Below are 16,475 nucleotides of genomic sequence, written 5' to 3' on the forward strand. Positions count from 1 at the left end.
TATTTTGCCATCCGGATCCAAAAGCCTTTATCTGTGATCCGGATGGCATGGATCCGTCTGGATAAGGTCAAATAGTATTACATATCCCGGTTAGCTTTTATACAGGAGTAAAGATAACCTGTAAGGGTTTCTCCGACATTTTATCTGCAAGTTCTTTGACCGGACCGTAGAACATAACCGCAGCCTGGCAGTGTTGAACGCAGCTGGGGAGTTTGCCCATGTTGACGCGGTCTTCACAAAGGTTACAAAGCGAAGTAGGGATCGGTACATTGATAAATTCAAATTTTCCATTTTCCAACTGACGTGGACCGTCTTTGGCAACTTTGATACCCCATTGGCCGTAAGTTAATTTGTTTTCCACCTTACAGGCTGTTTCACAGCTGTGACATCCAGTGCAGAATTCGTAGTTAATTAATAAACCGTATTTCTCATTATTTTTTGACATAGGGAAAACCTCCTAACCGAGTTACTTGTGTTGACGGCATGATCTCGCTGTTTTCTTCGGTACATTTGTAGACCTTGGCAATCTGGTTTTTATACGGCGCACCGTAACCGGTCGGGCCGTTGTCGCACATGCTGGTCAGGTTGTTGCAGTTGGAATCGAATACGCCAAAGAGGCTGGGTTCAGCAGCTTCCTTCTCGGGGAACCACCAACCATGTTCAGCGCGGATTACTCTTGGATCCATAAACTGGTCCAAACGTGCTCTTTGTTTAAAGCGGCCTTTCCGGTTTTCGATCCAGACCCAGTCGCCTTCCTTAATACCAAGTTTTGCAGCAGAATCAGCGTTTATATCCATGATCGGGTCGGGATGGAATTCACGATTCAGTTTCAGCTGACGATGTTCGGAATGGAAGAATTCGTAAGAACGATTACCGGTTGTCATGACGAACGGATACTCTTCAAAAAGCTCCGGTGTGGAGTACGGGCTTTCTCGAGGCTCTTCATACCACGGCAGCGGATCAAGGCCCCACATTTCATAGAGCTCTATCTTCAGTTCAAGCTTACCAGTCACAGTATTGAAGCCCGGGTCTCCATCCGGACGGAGCAAGCCTTTTTCATATTTCCGATATTCAAATTTCGGGAAACTGTAGACTTTCTCCTGAAGCTCATCGAAGGTCATGCCACTTTCAGTCGCTTCATTCAACATGATCCAATCATACCAGTCTTTGTTGTCCTTCCAGGGGAAGAATTCCGGCTGGAGACGTTTACCCAGCTCAAGGATGATATCTTCGTCCGATTTTGCTTCGTAGTATTCGGCAACTTTAGTGATTGTTCTCAGCGGAGTATACCAGTTGCGGTTGCCCCAACGTTCGCTGCTCATCGCTGCCGGCAGTACGATATCCGCAAAGGCGACAGCTGACGGCGTCATATAGAGGTCAACGACGACGCAAAAGTCAACCTTCTTCATGGCAGCGTAAACACGCGGTGCTTCACCAGCCATGTTGGCAATCGGATTTGTAGTTTGCAGCCAGAGCATTTTAATCGGATAAGGTTTGCCGCTTTCCATTGCTTCTAAAACGGCATCCTCATGGGCGTTGGCGCCAAATCCCATTTGACGCAGGGGATATTCATTACCCAGTCTTTTTGGTGCAACATCCTGCGGTACATTTTCAAATCCGTAGTTATAGGCAAGACCTTGGCCATAGGCATACTGAACGAGGATATTACCGCCGGGAACGTCCATATTGCCGGTTATAGCAACGAGGGAGTTCAGGCTTTGCGCAGTGGAAACTCCGGTAACCGCCATATCGACGGCTACGCCCCAGTGAATAGCTGCACATTCAGCTTTGGCAAAAGCCCGTGCGGCGGCTACCAGTGCATCTTTGTCAACCCAGCAAACAGCTGCGGCTCTTTCCGGTGTCCATTCTTTGACGCGTTCGGCAACTTCGTTAAAACCATTGGTCCATTTTTCCACAAAATCATGGTCATACAAGTCTTCGGAAATGACGATATTCAGAAATGCCATGGCTAAGGCAGCATCAGAACCCGGTCTGATCCTGAGCCAGTAATCTGCTTTGGTGGCCAACCAAGTCAGTTTCGGATCAGTCACGATCAGTTTGCTGCCGCGCTGCATCAAGTCAGTAATCCAGTGGCCGAAGAAACCATCGGCATTAGCGGCCAGCGGATTACTTCCCCAAATCATGATATATTCGGGCGCGCGCCACTCTGGGTTTTCATATCGGTCTTCAAACTGCTGCGAGCAATCGACAAGGAAAAAGTCACCGTTGGTAACACCTTCAACTGCTGCTCGCGGCATATAGCAGGAATCACCACTTAAGAAGCCAAGCGTAAAGTTCGGGCTTTGAAAAGCCGAATAACACAGGTAATTGACCTGCCAAACGATATTACGGCCTGTCCCTTCCATAGCGACAATCGATTCGGGACCATAGTTTTTCTGAATGTCCCGAACATTTTTTACGATAATGTCATAAGCTTCGTCCCAGGAGATGCGTTCCCATTTGTTTTCACCGCGTTCCCCGACCCTTTTAAGCGGCCATTTCAGACGGTCCGGATGATTGGTTGATTCCAGATAGTTGATGCAGCGCATGCACAATCTTCCCTGATTGACGGGATTATTGACATCGCCTTCGATCCCTACGACTTTGTTGTCCTTTGTGTAATAAACAATTCCGCAGCCGTTATGACAGCCAGGACCGGTCCACATGGTCGTCCTGGTCGCGGTGACATCTCCCTCCTGCCACCGCCAGTCATTTTTATGTTTTTCATGGTAATCTAATACTTTTGACACAAGAAATCCTCCTTTTTTTGCCTGATACAAACCACAAAGTCAAATTAATAGGACTATATTTTGGATAACTAACCTAATCCTGCATAGGGGGTTTGCGGATAAACTTATTGCCGATATAATAATGACCGTCTCGTGCTAAGTCATCCTTTGTCATACCGATATCTTCTAAAATTTTGTTATAATTAATCCCCATCGTTGCCTGCTTATTTAAATATTTGAATTTCTCAGTCTCGCTCATCTTCAGATACTCTTCTCTATCCACCAAAAACACCTCCTTCACCTCTGTTTTCCTGAAACACACTATTTTTGCACCTCCTGATTAATACCTTATTGCATAGATTGTGCCGACATAAAAAAACAGGTAAATACTTATTTTTCGAGTTTAGAATTACAAATAAACTTTCTGATTTTTAACAAACTCTTTCAAATATTAAACTCCGGCTAGTGACAGAAAAAAATAGAACCGTTAACATAACGGTTCCTGGTAAATCCATTCTCTCGGTTTGCTTCAGTTCTAATTATTCGGTATGTCCGTTCTTCATACGAACAATACAAAAATCAACAAAAATATTCAACTTTTCGAACGATTACTTCTTATGACCCAAATTGTATAATATTCTAGTAATCCTGTGCCCAATAGAGGACTCTGTCTATTCCAAGGCATAAATATCTAATTGAATAACTTTCACTATTAGTATTAAAATTTGAAATTATTCTTTAGAGAGGTGTTTGTTTTGTTTGTATCAACTAATTCCCTTATGAACAAAAAGCTGAAAATCGATGACGAACTGTTTGAAAAAGCAAAAGAAGTAAAGAACCGGTTTTGGAGATATAATGAGGATCCCCGAGAATCACCCTATATTCCGGTTGAAGTATCCGAATCCTGGATAAGATCAAAAGATTATAATATTGACCCTAATGACACACGATTAAAGCACAAACTACCAGCTGAAGAATTTAAAAAACTATTGGAAGAAAAAAAACTGTTAATACAAACCGCTATACCTCTCATAAAGAAATATTTAAGTATCTTAAATGCTTCGGGCCACAGAATGACCCTTACAGATCGTAATGGGGTTCTTCTTTATACAACGGCAACAGGGAACGATGAAAATGACTATTGGCCGGAATTAGGTACCGTCCTTCGCGAAAACACGATCGGGACATCAGCCCATGAACTATGCATGAATCTTGGACAGCCTCTTCAGTTTATCGGTCCTTACAACTATTGCGTTTATTTAGAAGACTATATCGTCTCTGCCGCTCCGATTTTTGAAGAAAACGCAGGTATCATAGGCTCCCTTCTGATCTATCAGTTGATGAAGGATAACGATCACAATATCATGCAAACTCATTCCCTCGGTTGGGTCAGTGCCATGGCCTTTGCTATTGAACAACAAATGATGCTCCTAAAAGCGAATGACACTCTAAAATGGAATAACAAGATGTTACAAGCAACCTTGTCTATCGTCAACGGAGGTGTAATAACCCTAGACAAAAGAGGTATTATTTCCCATATCAATCAGGAAGGCGCACACATCCTATCATTTGATAAGAACAAAGCAAAAGATAAACATATCTCTGCTTATATTCATGATGCGAGCAATATTCTAATGACATTGAAAGATGGTTTGTCCGTCAATAACCATGAACTCATCTTACCAAAAGACAATACAGAAAGACGCTATCTCACAACGGTAACCCCGATCATGGACGATAGCAATATTGCCGAAGGAGCAGTCGTTCATTTAGTCCCAATTGAAGGAATCAAAAAGCTGGTCAATGATTTTCGCGGCGCCCAAGCCTCATATACATTCGCTAATCTAGTCGGAAATAGCCCCGTATTTCTGGAATCAATCAGAAATGCAAAACAATTTTCCAATAATTACGGGAATGTCCTGATTCAAGGCGAAAGCGGGGCTGGCAAGGAATTATTCGCCCAAGCGATTCATAATGACTATCGCCCTGACGGTCCATTCGTCTCCATCAATTGTTCGGCAATACCAAGAAATTTGATTGAAAGCGAGTTATTTGGATACGAAGGCGGCGCCTTCACTGGTGCCGAACGAAAGGGAAGGCCAGGCTTAATTGAGTTGGCTAACGATGGCACCTTGTTCCTAGATGAAATCGGCGATATGCCGTTGGAGATTCAACCAGTTCTGCTTCGTGTCCTTGAAGAAAAAAAAGTGTTACGGATTGGAGGCCAACGCTATATCCCGGTAAATTTCAGAGTTATAGCTGCTACCAACCAAAATCTCCGAACAATGGTTGCAGAGAAAACCTTTCGCGAAGATCTTTATTACCGTCTTGCTGTTTTCAAATTAAGAATCCCTGCACTGAGAGAGCGAAAAGAAGATATTTTAGAGCTGACCGACTTCTTTATCAAACGCGTCTGCAGGAAAATCGGAATTAATAAGAACCCCGATCTAAGCAGCGCGGTTAAAAAAACACTATTGGAATACCCTTGGCCGGGTAATGTCCGTCAACTGGAAAACACAATGGTTTACGCTGTAACGATGGCTCAGAATGGAATCATTAATCTGAGAAATTTACCCGATGACATTCTTTTACCGGAAACAGTGAAGGTTGAATCTGCAGACACGCTGACGATGGACGACGCTGAGCGGATAGCCATTGAAAAAGCGATGATCAGAGCCGCAAACAGTGTTGCAACTGCCGCGGATATCTTGGGCATTTCAAAATCTACGCTTTATTATAAACTCAGAAAATACAAAATCCCTTCAAACTAATTATCTAAAAGTCAGGTTTATATAATTAGGCCGGTAAATTCTTTACCGGCCTAAAACAATTAATTGAAAATACTATTTTGCATATTCCGACTGTTGTCTTACGGCTTTTTTGCTTCTGATCACTTGCAGGAGGACAGAAGCAATTATACCGATGGCGAGAATTCCCAGCAAGGGTATACTCACTGCATTCCAATTACCTTTAGACGCTTCAACGATCGGCCCTATGATAGCTGATCCCAGTATTCCACCAAGGGCAGACCCTAATGTTACGATTGAGATCGTGACGGGGATTGCTTCCGGCATCGGAGCAACATCCGGTGCCATAGTAAAGAGTATAGGGGGAGCCATTTGATAGACTACTCCGCAAACAATCACAAACGGTATAAGTATGCCATTTGAAGAAATATTAAATTGGACAAAAGCAAAGACTCCAGCCAATATCATACTGACAATCAATAAAATGCCATGGTTTTTATTTTTAATTTTATTTAATATAATACCCACTATAACCCCGCCAACGATACTTCCAATCGTCGTTATACTAGTTAATGAATTCGCCGAAGCCATATCAAGTCCCAGGCTTTGCTGAAGGAAAGTTGGATAGAATGAATTAAAAGCCGTATTGGTGATTGCAAAGGTTGCAAATGTAATGCCTAAAAGCCAAGCAGAAAGAGATTTGAATCCTACGCTCAAAGGTACTTTTGCTGTCACCGGCGATTGAGATGCCGTCTGGGCAGCCTCATTGGCAGGTTTTTTAATAACCAAAGCAAAAATTACGCCCATCATTGCGAGAAGAATCGCCGAGAGCCACCATAATCCTTTCCATCCATAACTTGGTACAACCATGTTTGTTAGATTAAAAATGATAAGCATTCCGATACTCATCCATAACGAAAAAATTGCCATGGGAAGTCCACGTTTTTCAGGCGGAAACCAAGCAGAAATAATGGCAGGAATGGTTATGAACATCATCCCGACACAAGCGCCTTCAATGATGCGACTGATTAACATGGTTGTAAAACTTGTGCCAATTATGGCGATAACGGTTCCAAGAATACTGATTATGATTGCGGCTATACCAAACTTTTTAAAACCAACCTTTTGCATAATTGCCCCACCTGGTAAAGAAATGACGGCAGACGCAATGGCACAAACACTCATTGTTAGCCCGATGATTCCAATCCCCACATGCAAATCTTGCATCAGCAATATCATTGTCGGCGGTACTTTGAATAACCCCATAGTGAAGACAATTCCAGTTATAAGTGCGACAGTAGCCATTAACCACGCTTTTTTCATATTATTCTCTCCCTTAAAAATTTAGCTCATGATTATCTCTATTTGTAAGATGATTCCTTCTGATAATATGCCCCATATTAGGGTTCCGGGTCATATTGAGTATCCGATGGTGTTTTAAATAGCCCCTCCCCCCTGTCTATTCTCAAAATATACTGCAGTAATAGCTTCACCTCCTAGCTATAAGCTATTTGCAAAAAGCATACCATGTTGAAAAACCACAAATTACGCGGAAATTCGAATATTGCGTAACAAGTAAGAGGTTTTAAATTTGAAATTCAAACAATAATTTTGTTAAATTCTGTTCTCTCTTTAAGATCTTTATGCCATACTACTGCCTGACTTATTGTATGTTTCATGTAATTAGCATAAAATATATTCATTACACCCTGGAAGGGATGATACTATATGAATATCAGCATCCAGATGATTGCTGAAAGAATACAGCAGTATAACCCAACCCTAAACAACACCGAAAATTGCAGTTATACATTGAAAAGCCTAAAATATCTTAAGAAAGATCAGTCCCAATTTGATGCCTTTCATGTCTATCTCGCTGAATCTTCGGATATTGATAAAAATCATCCTATTTTGCAGCAGGAAGCAAATTTAATTTACTACGGAAACCAATTGTCGAAAGATTTGCTTGACAATTCCCCATGCTATATCATCCAAATCGAACCAAGGTTTGAATTCCATGATATTTATAATGACATAAGCAGTATCTTTGATCTATTTAATAATTGGGAAAATGAACTTCAAGAATCCATAATCAATCAGCGAGGGCTCCAGGATTTAATAGATATTGCCTTTAAGATATTTCAAAATCCTATTTATTTGCTTGACACACACCTGATTACACTCGCTTGGAGCAAAGAAATCGGGGAAGATGAAGTTGATTACGCGTGGAAATGCATCGTTAAAGAAGGACATGCCGATATGAGAGTCATCAATTCATTGATTAACTCCGGTACTCTCAAGTTTCTGTTTGATAATCGGAAGGCTTCCTTTGTTATAAGACCGAAAGAATTTAGATATAAGGGCATCGAAATGAACATCCGAATTGATCATCAGACCGTCGCCCATTTAGGTATTTTAGAAATCAGAAAACCGTTTGCCGATAGTGATCTTTATCTTACTGAACAATTGGCTAAGTATATCGCAGTCTCAATTAAAACAGATCCCCATTACCAAAAAACTCAAGGACCTTTATTTGAACGTTTTATTACGGACCTTCTAGGCAATACTGCATGTGACCAAAGGATCATCCAACATTATCTTAACTATCTGGGCTGGCAGCCGACAGATCCCTATTGCCTTCTAATTGCCGTGCCAAATCAGGACGCACTCCTTGCTAACGCCCTTGGCTATTATTGTAGCTATCTCAAAAAGCTATTTGTAGGCATAAACACGATCATCTATGATAATAACCTCATTGTGATAATTAATTTGCGCATTAATATGAATTTTCAAGATACCGCAATTGAAAAATTAAAAGAGTTCTTTAAGCAGAATAATTTTGAATGTGGTCTAAGTACCTCATTCTATGATTTTTCACTACTCTCTAAATTCTATTCGGAGTCAACTGCTGCTCTTGAACTTGGAAAAATAATTGATCCCGATGAATTATTCTACTCTTATCGGGATTATGCCGTCTATCTTATTATTCAAAGCAGTTATAAACAAGTTGATCTTTTAAAGCTTTGCCATCGTGGACTTATAAAACTCCTCTCTTATGATCATAAAAATCACACCGACTTTTACAAATGTCTTCATGTTTATTTGACCAATAACAAGAGTTTGGTAGAATCCGCCAAAGAGTTAGGCATCCATCGCAATACCTTTGTTTATAGGATAGATAAAATTATGCACATTATTAACTTTGATTTGAAAAATAATAAAGAAGTCCTGCATATTATGTTTTCGTATTTGGTCATCGAATATGTGGAAAAAACCTCTTCTCTTGCCAAAGTTCTCTCCTATTTAGACTAATTATAATTGTGTCTACTTATATTTGCCTCATCCAAAATTAATTCAAATTGTTAAATTCAAAAGACGGGCGGCAGGGTTAATCATAGTAAAGGGGGAGCTGGGAGTGGCGTGCTATTGTTGAAATTTATGCGGTAAATGCGGAAAACTGACTAGAAAAACAAGCCAGCCAAGGCGTTTTGTACCCTGGCTGGCTGAATTTTTCGGGAGGCCTGTTCACAGCGGCTGTGCCACCAAAGGCTGCCTATCCCCGAGGAACCCAGAGAACCTGTTTCGGTTTTTTAGTGAGCTCTGCCGCGAGTTCTTCGATGGTGCCGAACTTCATCACAAAGGCTTGACAGTGATGGACGCAGGAAGGATCCTTTCCCGCCTTGACGCGGTCTGCGCAAAGGTCACAAAGGTCGGTCGGAACAGGAATCTTATTCCAGTTGAAATTTTTCCCCTCGTCGTCGACATCGTTTTTCTGCCAAGGTCCGTCATCCAGGACGCGGATGCCCCATTTCCCAACAGGCAAATCGTGCTCCTCCTTGCAGGCGACTTCGCAGGTCTGACATCCTGAACAGAATTCATAGTCGATAAGAAGCCCATAGCCAACTGCCATTATTTCACCAACTTTCCAAATTTCTCCCATATCATGCTCATATCAGCATCCAGGTTCTCATTGAGCGGCCTGATAGTGCACGACATACATTTATGCGGCGCGCCATAGCCGAGTTTGCTGTTGTAATGGTTTGGCACAAGGTCATTGCAGTTGGATTGCCAGACACCGAAAAGATTGGGTGCCTCGCCTTCCTGCTCCGGGAACCACCAGCCATGTTGGGCATGAACGGTACCCGCACGGACGATGGGCGATACCCTGGCCTTGAATTTCGCCTTGCCGAATTCATTGGCGATTTCCACCCACTGGCCGTCGGTGACGCCGATTTTCCGCGCGTCTTCGGGGTTTATTTCCAGCAGTGGGTTAGGGTTCAGCTCGCGCAGGCGCGGTATCTGCCGATGCTCACTGTGGAAGAAGGCATAGGTGCGCGCTCCGGTGGTAAGGATGAACGGATATTTTTCCCCTCTTACGGGATCCTTACGGGGGCTGAAGGCCGGTTCGCTGTAATAGGGCAGAGGGTCTTCCCCATTGGCCTCAAAAGCCGTCGAATAGAGTTCGACGCGTCCGGTGTTGGTAAGGAAACCCGCCTTGCGATCAGGACGAAGCAGGCCTTTCTCGTATTTACGGTAATTGCAGCCCCGCTGGTAGTAGACAACATCACCCAACGCGCGGATATCCATGCCCGCGATAACGGCGCGATTGTCGCTGGTGTATTCCGCACCCGTCGTGTAGCGGCCCGCAATGCGCGGGGAGCCGAGAATATTGCCGAGATCGACCAATATCTGCGCATCACTTTTTGCCTCACCGACATCAATAGCCTTGTTAATCGCACCCACCATGACCGGTGATCCGGCATAGTGCGTCATATTGACATCGTCTTTCTCCGCGCAGGACTGTATCGGGAGGAAAAGATCAGCGCATCCCTGAATCGAAGGCGTCAGGAACACATCCGTTGCAATACAGAACTCCAGGCCGAGCAGACCTTGATACCATTTGGACGGTTCGGCGCAGCAGGTCGGGGAAAGCAAATTTGTCGACTGTATCCATCCCATACGCACCTTGTAAGGCTCACCGGTTAAGAGCGCGTCCAGCATCATGTCGGCATGAGCCATGCGGATGTTGTTGCAGTAGAGAGGGTATTGATCCATACCGATGGTCTTCTGGGTAAGCTCTTCGCCGATTCCTTCCCAGCCGCCCTGTGCAGTCTCATCGCCTATTCCGCCAAACGAGATTACATCCGTCGAATCGCCTTCCCAAGCACCGTCGGCCTTTTCGATCTGGGCCCCACCCGCGCCGGCGGCCATCTCAGATTCCATGCCCATATCAGCCGGGACTTCGCCGATGATCTGTCCACCGGGGACATCGACGTTGCCGGTGATGGCCATAATAGCCAGCATGGCGTGTCCTGCCTGATTTCCATTCTGATTCTGGTCAAAAGCCAGGCCCCACGCGATAGTCGCCGGCTTCGCCTTGCCATACATCCGGGCCGCCGCATAGATCTTAGCGACATCGACATCGCAGATTTCAGCAGCTTTTTCGGGCGTTATGCCTTTTTCAGGATCATTGATACGGTTTTTAAACTCCTCAAAGCCATAACACCATTGATCGACAAAGTCGTGGTCGTAAAGGTCTTCATTGATGATGATGTAGCACCAAGCCATTGCCAGTGCGGCATCGGTTCCCGGACGGACCCGCAGCTGGATTTCGGAGCGGGTCGTCAGCCAGTTGACCCGCGGATCGACCGATATGAGCTTGGCTCCTTTTTTCATCAGGTCGAGAACGACATGGCCGAAAAGGCCATCGCCATTGGAAGGGAGTGGCTCTTTGCCCCAGACGACGATGACTTCCGGCACAACATACTCGGGATTGTCATAGCCGCCCTCAAGCCCTCCTGCATAGTCGATCTCCGGATAATAAGCTCCCAGGACGCAGGAGCAGGCCGCCGAGCGCGGCTGATAACACGCAAAGCCGGACTGCGTATAGCAGGCGTTGGGAGTGCCCAGGACTTTTTGCGCCATCTCCTGGCACATGATCCCCCCGCTTCGGCCTGTGCCTGAGAAGACCGCCATACATTCGGGACCGTAGGTTTGAGCAAAGTAGTCACGTTTTTCCTTGATGATCGCATAGGCCTCATCCCAGGAGATGCGTTCCCAGGCATCCTTGCCGCGGTCTTTGGGGTCGCGCTTCATAGGATAGAGCACCCGGCTCGGATTGTAGACGTAGTCCGGCAGCGCCAGACAACGGACACATAACCGCCCTTTGGTGATGGGGTTATTCTCGTCGCCTTCGACGTGATCGAGCTTCCCCTCCTTATCAACATAGAGCTTCAGGCCGCAGCCTACCGGGTGGCAGCCCGGAGGCGACCACATGGAGGTGCGTGTGACGGTGAAGCCGTCTTCCTCATATCGCCAGGGTTTGCCTAAATCGTTCTTATATTCCATATCGCATTCTCGCTCCTTTCACCGCTCCTTGCCATCCGTGGCCGTCGCGGTATTAGTCCATCCATAGATTTTTGTTTGCTGTGTTAATTTGATTTGCTGCTTTGCTCCCGGATTAAGACTCCCCCGGCGGTTTGGATTCTCCAGGGGGTTTGGAAGCGCCCGGGGTGCCTCTCAGCAGGGGCGGCGCGTTGGTGAGATCCGCTCCGCACTCAGGGCCAGTTTTGAGCTGCGGTTTGCACTCTCTCCCATTCCAGTTTTTTTCTGGTCAGGAAGGCAAGGAATACCAGCACGAGCGCAGCCAGCGATATGACCGCCCCGAACAAAATGGAATTATCGAAATTGTTCCCACTCATTGAGTAGATCGAAGCGATAACCGGGCCGGAAAAGCCGCCGATCAAACCAATACCGATTTGGATATAGCCCAGAATCTTCGAATAATCCTTGGGGCCAAACGATTCTCTGACTAAAAGCGGTGTCAGCACGCCAACCACCGGGTCGGTAAAGGTGAAACAGAAGACAAGAACGAGCAGCAGCCAGACGGGGGCATGGGCTAAATACAAGCCGACGCTGGCCAGCATGGAAAGGAACAGACAGAGATAGGTCGTTTTGAACGCACCGATCTTGTCGATAACAAGCCCGATAAACGGACCGGTGACATTAAACAAGGCGGTGGTAGAGATGAGGGTCGCGGTCATAGAAGGATCATACCCCCATTGTGCAGTCGCCAGGCCCCAAAGATTGCGGTAGCCGCCGAAAAGCGCAGCCAGACCAGCCGCAATAAAGATGGCAATGAACGTGACAGATAATACGGCTTTCTTAACTGGGACGCCCGGAGCATCTGTCGCGCCGGTGGTGATGTCCTCCATCCCGGCCTCCCAGCCAATGGGTCTCATCTTTTTGTCTTCGGGCTTGAAACGGATCACCAGCAAGATCCAAGGTACAGCGATGACCAAGCTGATCAGGGCAGCAATCAGATAAGCTGTTCTCCAGCCAAAAGCCAGAACGAGGGAGGCATGGATGGGGCTGAGGACGGCGATGAGGATAGAACCCAAGATTCCTGCAGTTCCCAGAGCCAGCCCGACGCGTTTGGCAAACCAATTGGTGATAATGATCGGTGCCGCCACCATAAAATAGCAGCCGCCGGAGAGGCCGATGATGAAACCGCTGATATAGAACTGCCACGCGGCATTGTAGAAGCTCATAGCCGCCATCGCTGCAATCGATATAACAAAGGAAACTAACATCAGCGGAACCGTCTTAACTGTAACCCAGAGTTTTCCCACGTAGGTCATGGAGACGGCCATCCCAATGGCATACATCGTAATCCAAAACGTCAGGGTGGTCGGATCTATCCCCAGGCCAGCCGCCGGTCCGACCCAGCGCGAAGGGTCGTCGGGCGGCGCGATAATGGCGGGAATAAAATTCCCGCATCCAGCGAGGATTGTGCCCAACCCACCGGCCATGATGAACCCGAAGCCGACGACGATGAGCCACCCCCAAAAGGTTCCGTTTTTCAATTCTTTCGTTTCTGCCGACATATTAATTCACCCCTTGCAAACGTAATTTATTGATGCGGGGCACAATTTCACGGTACCCCGCAATGCAGGCAGGATGTAATTACCGGACGAGCAGCGCCCAACGAGATTTGCCGTCAATTTTTTTAACGAGTTCTTCGATCTCGCCATGATACAGGCACCATGCCTGGCAGTGCTGCACACATAGAGGCAGTTTATTGACGGCGACGCGATCCTCGCATAGGTTGCAGGCTTTGGTCAGGGCAGGAAGATACGTCCATTCCCACTTTTCCGTTCCTTTCTTGCCCACGCGTTCCCATGGCCCTAACTCTGTCACCTTAATACCATATTCCCCTATAGGCAGATCATTGTATTTTTTGCATGCCACTTCGCAGCTGTGGCAGTTGGTGCAAAATTCATAGTTAACCAGTATGCCTTTCATAAAGAACCTCCTAGTATCCTTGGCCGGGGGTGTATTGAAAGAAGCCGCCTTCTTCCACCACCACGGTGTGAGGCATTTTGTCGCCCTCTTTATAGGGGTAAATTCTGCAAATCATACACTTGATGGATGTTCCGATACCCGCCGGACCTGTCTCATAAGCCTTGGTGCAGTTGTTCGGGTTGGCATCAAAGGTGCCGAAGAAGTTGGGGGAGGCACCGTCCTGTTCGGGGAACCACCAGCCATGCTCGGCGTGAACCGTCTGCTCATTAACCGTCGGCGAGAGAAAGGCTTTCTGGCGGAAACGTCCGTGGTCGTTTTCTATCCACACATAGTCCCCATCTTTGATGCCGTATTTGGCAGCCGTATGGGGATTGATGGTAACGAGAGGCTCCGGATGAAGCTCGCGCATGGTTGGCATCTGACGGTTTTCGCTGTGGAAAAACTCCCAGGAGCGGCCGCCACAGGTGAGTATGAGCGGATATTCCTTCATTTTCTCAGGGGTGGACAGCGGGCTCTCCGGCGGCTCAATATGATAGGGCGTTGGCCTCAGTCCCCAGATCTCATACATAATCGGCGTCAGCTCAATCTTACCGGACTCAGTGGCAAAACCCACCGATCCGTCAGGGCGGCACAGGCCTTTCTCGTACTTCCGGTAAACGGCATTCCACTCATCGTAGGCAAAACCGCCGGCCTGGGAGAGTTCACTGAAACCTAGCTTGTTGGTAGGCCGATTCGCTTTGTCCGCTTCCAGCCTGAGGTTCGTCGAGGTGAATTCTTTACGTTCGGGATCCTCCGGGACGGTGCAGTCGGTCATATACCAGTCAAGAAACGCAATGACATCTTTCCAAGGGAAATACACAGGATTGAGGCGGCGCCCCATTTCCAGCATAATTTCCTCGTCAGACTTGGCTTCGTAATACTGACTTGTCTTATTGATGGTCCTGAGCGGCGTCCACCAGGTGCGGCAGGAGTCTCGCTCGGCGCTCATGCTGACCGGCAGGATGAGGTCGGCAAAAGCCGCCGAAACGGGAGTGACAAAGGGATCGGCGTTGACGATGAATTCAACGTTCTTAAACGCCTCATAGACGCGCCCCACGTCCATTGACGGGCAGGCCAGGGTATTCGATGTCTCTATCCAGCAGAGCTTAATGGGAATGGGCTGACCGGATTCCATCGCCTTAAGCACCGCATCCGAAGCGGCATGGGTTGTGAATTCCTCGGCGTTGTCGCCAAAAGCATATTTCATAGTAAGCTTCTGGGCGCGCCACTCTTCCGGGATGGCATTTTCCGTCAGTTCGATGTTCATGGCGTTGAAGGCGTTGCGAATAAGGATGTTGCCGCCGGGAACGTCGAGATTACCCGTAATGGCCATCAGGTCGCAGCATGCGAGATTCAGCGACATGGAACTCATCTGCTGATCCATAGCTAACCCCCACTGAATGCTTGCGGGTTTGGCGGCAGCGTAAACACGGGCTGAGGCGATGATATCTTCTTCGGCCAGTCCGCAGATTTCAGCCGCCCAGGCGGGGGTGAATTCCTGGACAGAAGCCGCCAACTCATCAAATCCAGTACACCATTTTTCCACAAACTCCTGGTCATAGAGCTTTTCGTTGATAATGACATTGAGCCAGGCACAGGCTAAGGCCGCGTCGGTACCGGGGCGGATCTGGAGGAAGTAATCGGCCCGGGCGCCCCACCAGGTCAGGCGAGGGTCTATGGAGATGATTTTCGTGCCATTTTGTATTAGCGGCACGAGCCAATGGCCGATGTAGCCGTCGGCATTGGATTTGAGCGGCTCGTTGCCCCAGACAACGAGAACCTCCGGCGCCTTGAATTCCGGGTTGGCGTAACGCAGCGCGCTGCCTTCCGAAGCATCGGCGATCATGTAGTCACCCACCGGTGCAAATGCGCCGAAAAGTCGCGGCAAGTAGCAGGCAAAGCCCGTGAACCCATAGGTAGCAATGTTGGGGGTTTTCAACGCGCAGTTGCCGAAGTAAGTCATTGGTCCGGTATTCCGCCCTGTTCCATGAATGAGCAGGATGGAGCTTCCCCCGTATTGATCCCAGACTCGACGGACCTCCCGCTCACAGATAGCGAAGGCTTCCTCCCAGCTGATGCGCTGCCACTTATTCTCGCCGCGCTTTCCCGCGCGCTTCATGGGATATTTCAGGCGGTTGGGGTTGTGAATGGCTTCCGCCATGTCAAGACAGCGCACACAGAGCTTGCCGTTAACAAACGGGCTCAAGGGGTCGCCTTCGATCTTGGCAAATTTGCCATCCTTGGTATAAATAAGAAGCCCGCACGAATTGTGACACCCGGGTGGAGACCAGTGGTTTGTCCGCGTCACGACATAGCCGTCCTCTTCCCACTGGAACTCGCCTTCGTGATAGGCTTGGCGATTGATGGTATCGAGAAATTCCTGATAATTAAACATCGGCACTCCTTTCTTTCAGTGCAATCATGCCACAATGTCTTTGCCAGCAGCGTTATACTTAACACTGCCTTAGAGGACATGCACACGTGATGCATAGATATGATATAGACATGTTGCTGCAGACAGTAAAATCTAAGAAAATGTGAAAGGCCTTTCAATTTAGACTTTTGCAAAAACTGTTCCACCGAAAGAATTTGGCAAAAGTCTTTAATCATGCCTTTATCAAGTCAACCTGCGATTCTGCCTGCACCAGAAATGTAC

The 16,475-nt window shown here is 47.1% G+C and carries 11 protein-coding genes; 2 read left to right on the plus strand and 9 right to left on the minus strand.

Annotated elements, in window-relative coordinates:
* Nucleotides 1-97: 97 nt before the first annotated feature.
* The 3 genes from LPY66_RS17970 to LPY66_RS17980 all read right to left on the minus strand — a co-directional run bounded on the left by LPY66_RS17970 (nucleotide 98) and on the right by LPY66_RS17980 (nucleotide 3,012).
* The gene (locus LPY66_RS17970; RefSeq protein ID WP_337985617.1) at nucleotides 98-445 is read right to left on the minus strand and encodes a 4Fe-4S binding protein; all 348 of its coding nucleotides are present in this window, start codon (nucleotides 443-445) and stop codon (nucleotides 98-100) included.
* Nucleotides 432-2,750, minus strand: coding sequence for a molybdopterin-dependent oxidoreductase (locus LPY66_RS17975; protein WP_337985618.1), 2,319 nt, complete (start codon nucleotides 2,748-2,750; stop codon nucleotides 432-434). The genes LPY66_RS17970 and LPY66_RS17975 overlap by 14 nt, the downstream gene beginning before the upstream one ends.
* Before the next feature lie 73 nt (nucleotides 2,751-2,823).
* Entirely contained in the window at nucleotides 2,824-3,012 is a 189-nt protein-coding gene (locus LPY66_RS17980; protein WP_337985619.1) for a hypothetical protein, read from the minus strand.
* 496 nt (nucleotides 3,013-3,508) lie between these two features.
* On the opposite strand from LPY66_RS17980, the gene LPY66_RS17985 reads away from it, so the two are divergent.
* On the plus strand, nucleotides 3,509-5,500 hold the full coding sequence (locus LPY66_RS17985; protein WP_337985620.1) for a sigma-54 interaction domain-containing protein: 1,992 nt from the start codon (nucleotides 3,509-3,511) through the stop codon (nucleotides 5,498-5,500).
* A gap of 72 nt (nucleotides 5,501-5,572) precedes the next feature.
* Here LPY66_RS17985 and LPY66_RS17990 read toward each other — a convergent pair whose 3' ends face one another.
* Complete coding sequence (locus LPY66_RS17990; protein WP_337985621.1) at nucleotides 5,573-6,799, minus strand: MFS transporter; 1,227 nt, start codon at nucleotides 6,797-6,799, stop codon at nucleotides 5,573-5,575.
* A 405-nt stretch (nucleotides 6,800-7,204) separates the two neighbouring features.
* Here LPY66_RS17990 and LPY66_RS17995 point away from each other — a divergent pair, with 405 nt between their 5' ends.
* A complete protein-coding gene (locus tag LPY66_RS17995; RefSeq protein WP_337985622.1) occupies nucleotides 7,205-8,788 on the plus strand; it encodes a PucR family transcriptional regulator in 1,584 nt (527 codons plus the stop codon).
* A 241-nt stretch (nucleotides 8,789-9,029) separates the two neighbouring features.
* On the opposite strand, the gene LPY66_RS18000 is transcribed toward LPY66_RS17995, so the two are convergent.
* From LPY66_RS18000 to LPY66_RS18020, 5 genes are all read right to left on the minus strand, one after another.
* Entirely contained in the window at nucleotides 9,030-9,416 is a 387-nt protein-coding gene (locus tag LPY66_RS18000; protein ID WP_337985623.1) for a 4Fe-4S dicluster domain-containing protein, read from the minus strand.
* Nucleotides 9,386-11,824 (minus strand): molybdopterin-dependent oxidoreductase, encoded by a 2,439-nt coding sequence (locus LPY66_RS18005; protein ID WP_337985624.1) that lies wholly within the window; start codon nucleotides 11,822-11,824, stop codon nucleotides 9,386-9,388. The genes LPY66_RS18000 and LPY66_RS18005 overlap by 31 nt, the downstream gene beginning before the upstream one ends.
* Nucleotides 11,825-12,033: 209 nt before the next feature.
* Entirely contained in the window at nucleotides 12,034-13,362 is a 1,329-nt protein-coding gene (locus LPY66_RS18010) for an MFS transporter (RefSeq protein ID WP_337985625.1), read from the minus strand.
* A gap of 79 nt (nucleotides 13,363-13,441) precedes the next feature.
* Entirely contained in the window at nucleotides 13,442-13,780 is a 339-nt protein-coding gene (locus LPY66_RS18015; RefSeq protein WP_337985626.1) for an oxidoreductase, read from the minus strand.
* 10 nt (nucleotides 13,781-13,790) lie between these two features.
* On the minus strand, nucleotides 13,791-16,214 hold the full coding sequence (locus LPY66_RS18020) for a molybdopterin-dependent oxidoreductase (protein ID WP_337985627.1): 2,424 nt from the start codon (nucleotides 16,212-16,214) through the stop codon (nucleotides 13,791-13,793).
* Nucleotides 16,215-16,475 lie beyond the last annotated feature (261 nt).

Origin of the sequence: Dehalobacter sp. DCM, assembly GCF_024972775.1 — a bacterium.
Lineage (GTDB): Bacteria > Bacillota > Desulfitobacteriia > Desulfitobacteriales > Syntrophobotulaceae > Dehalobacter.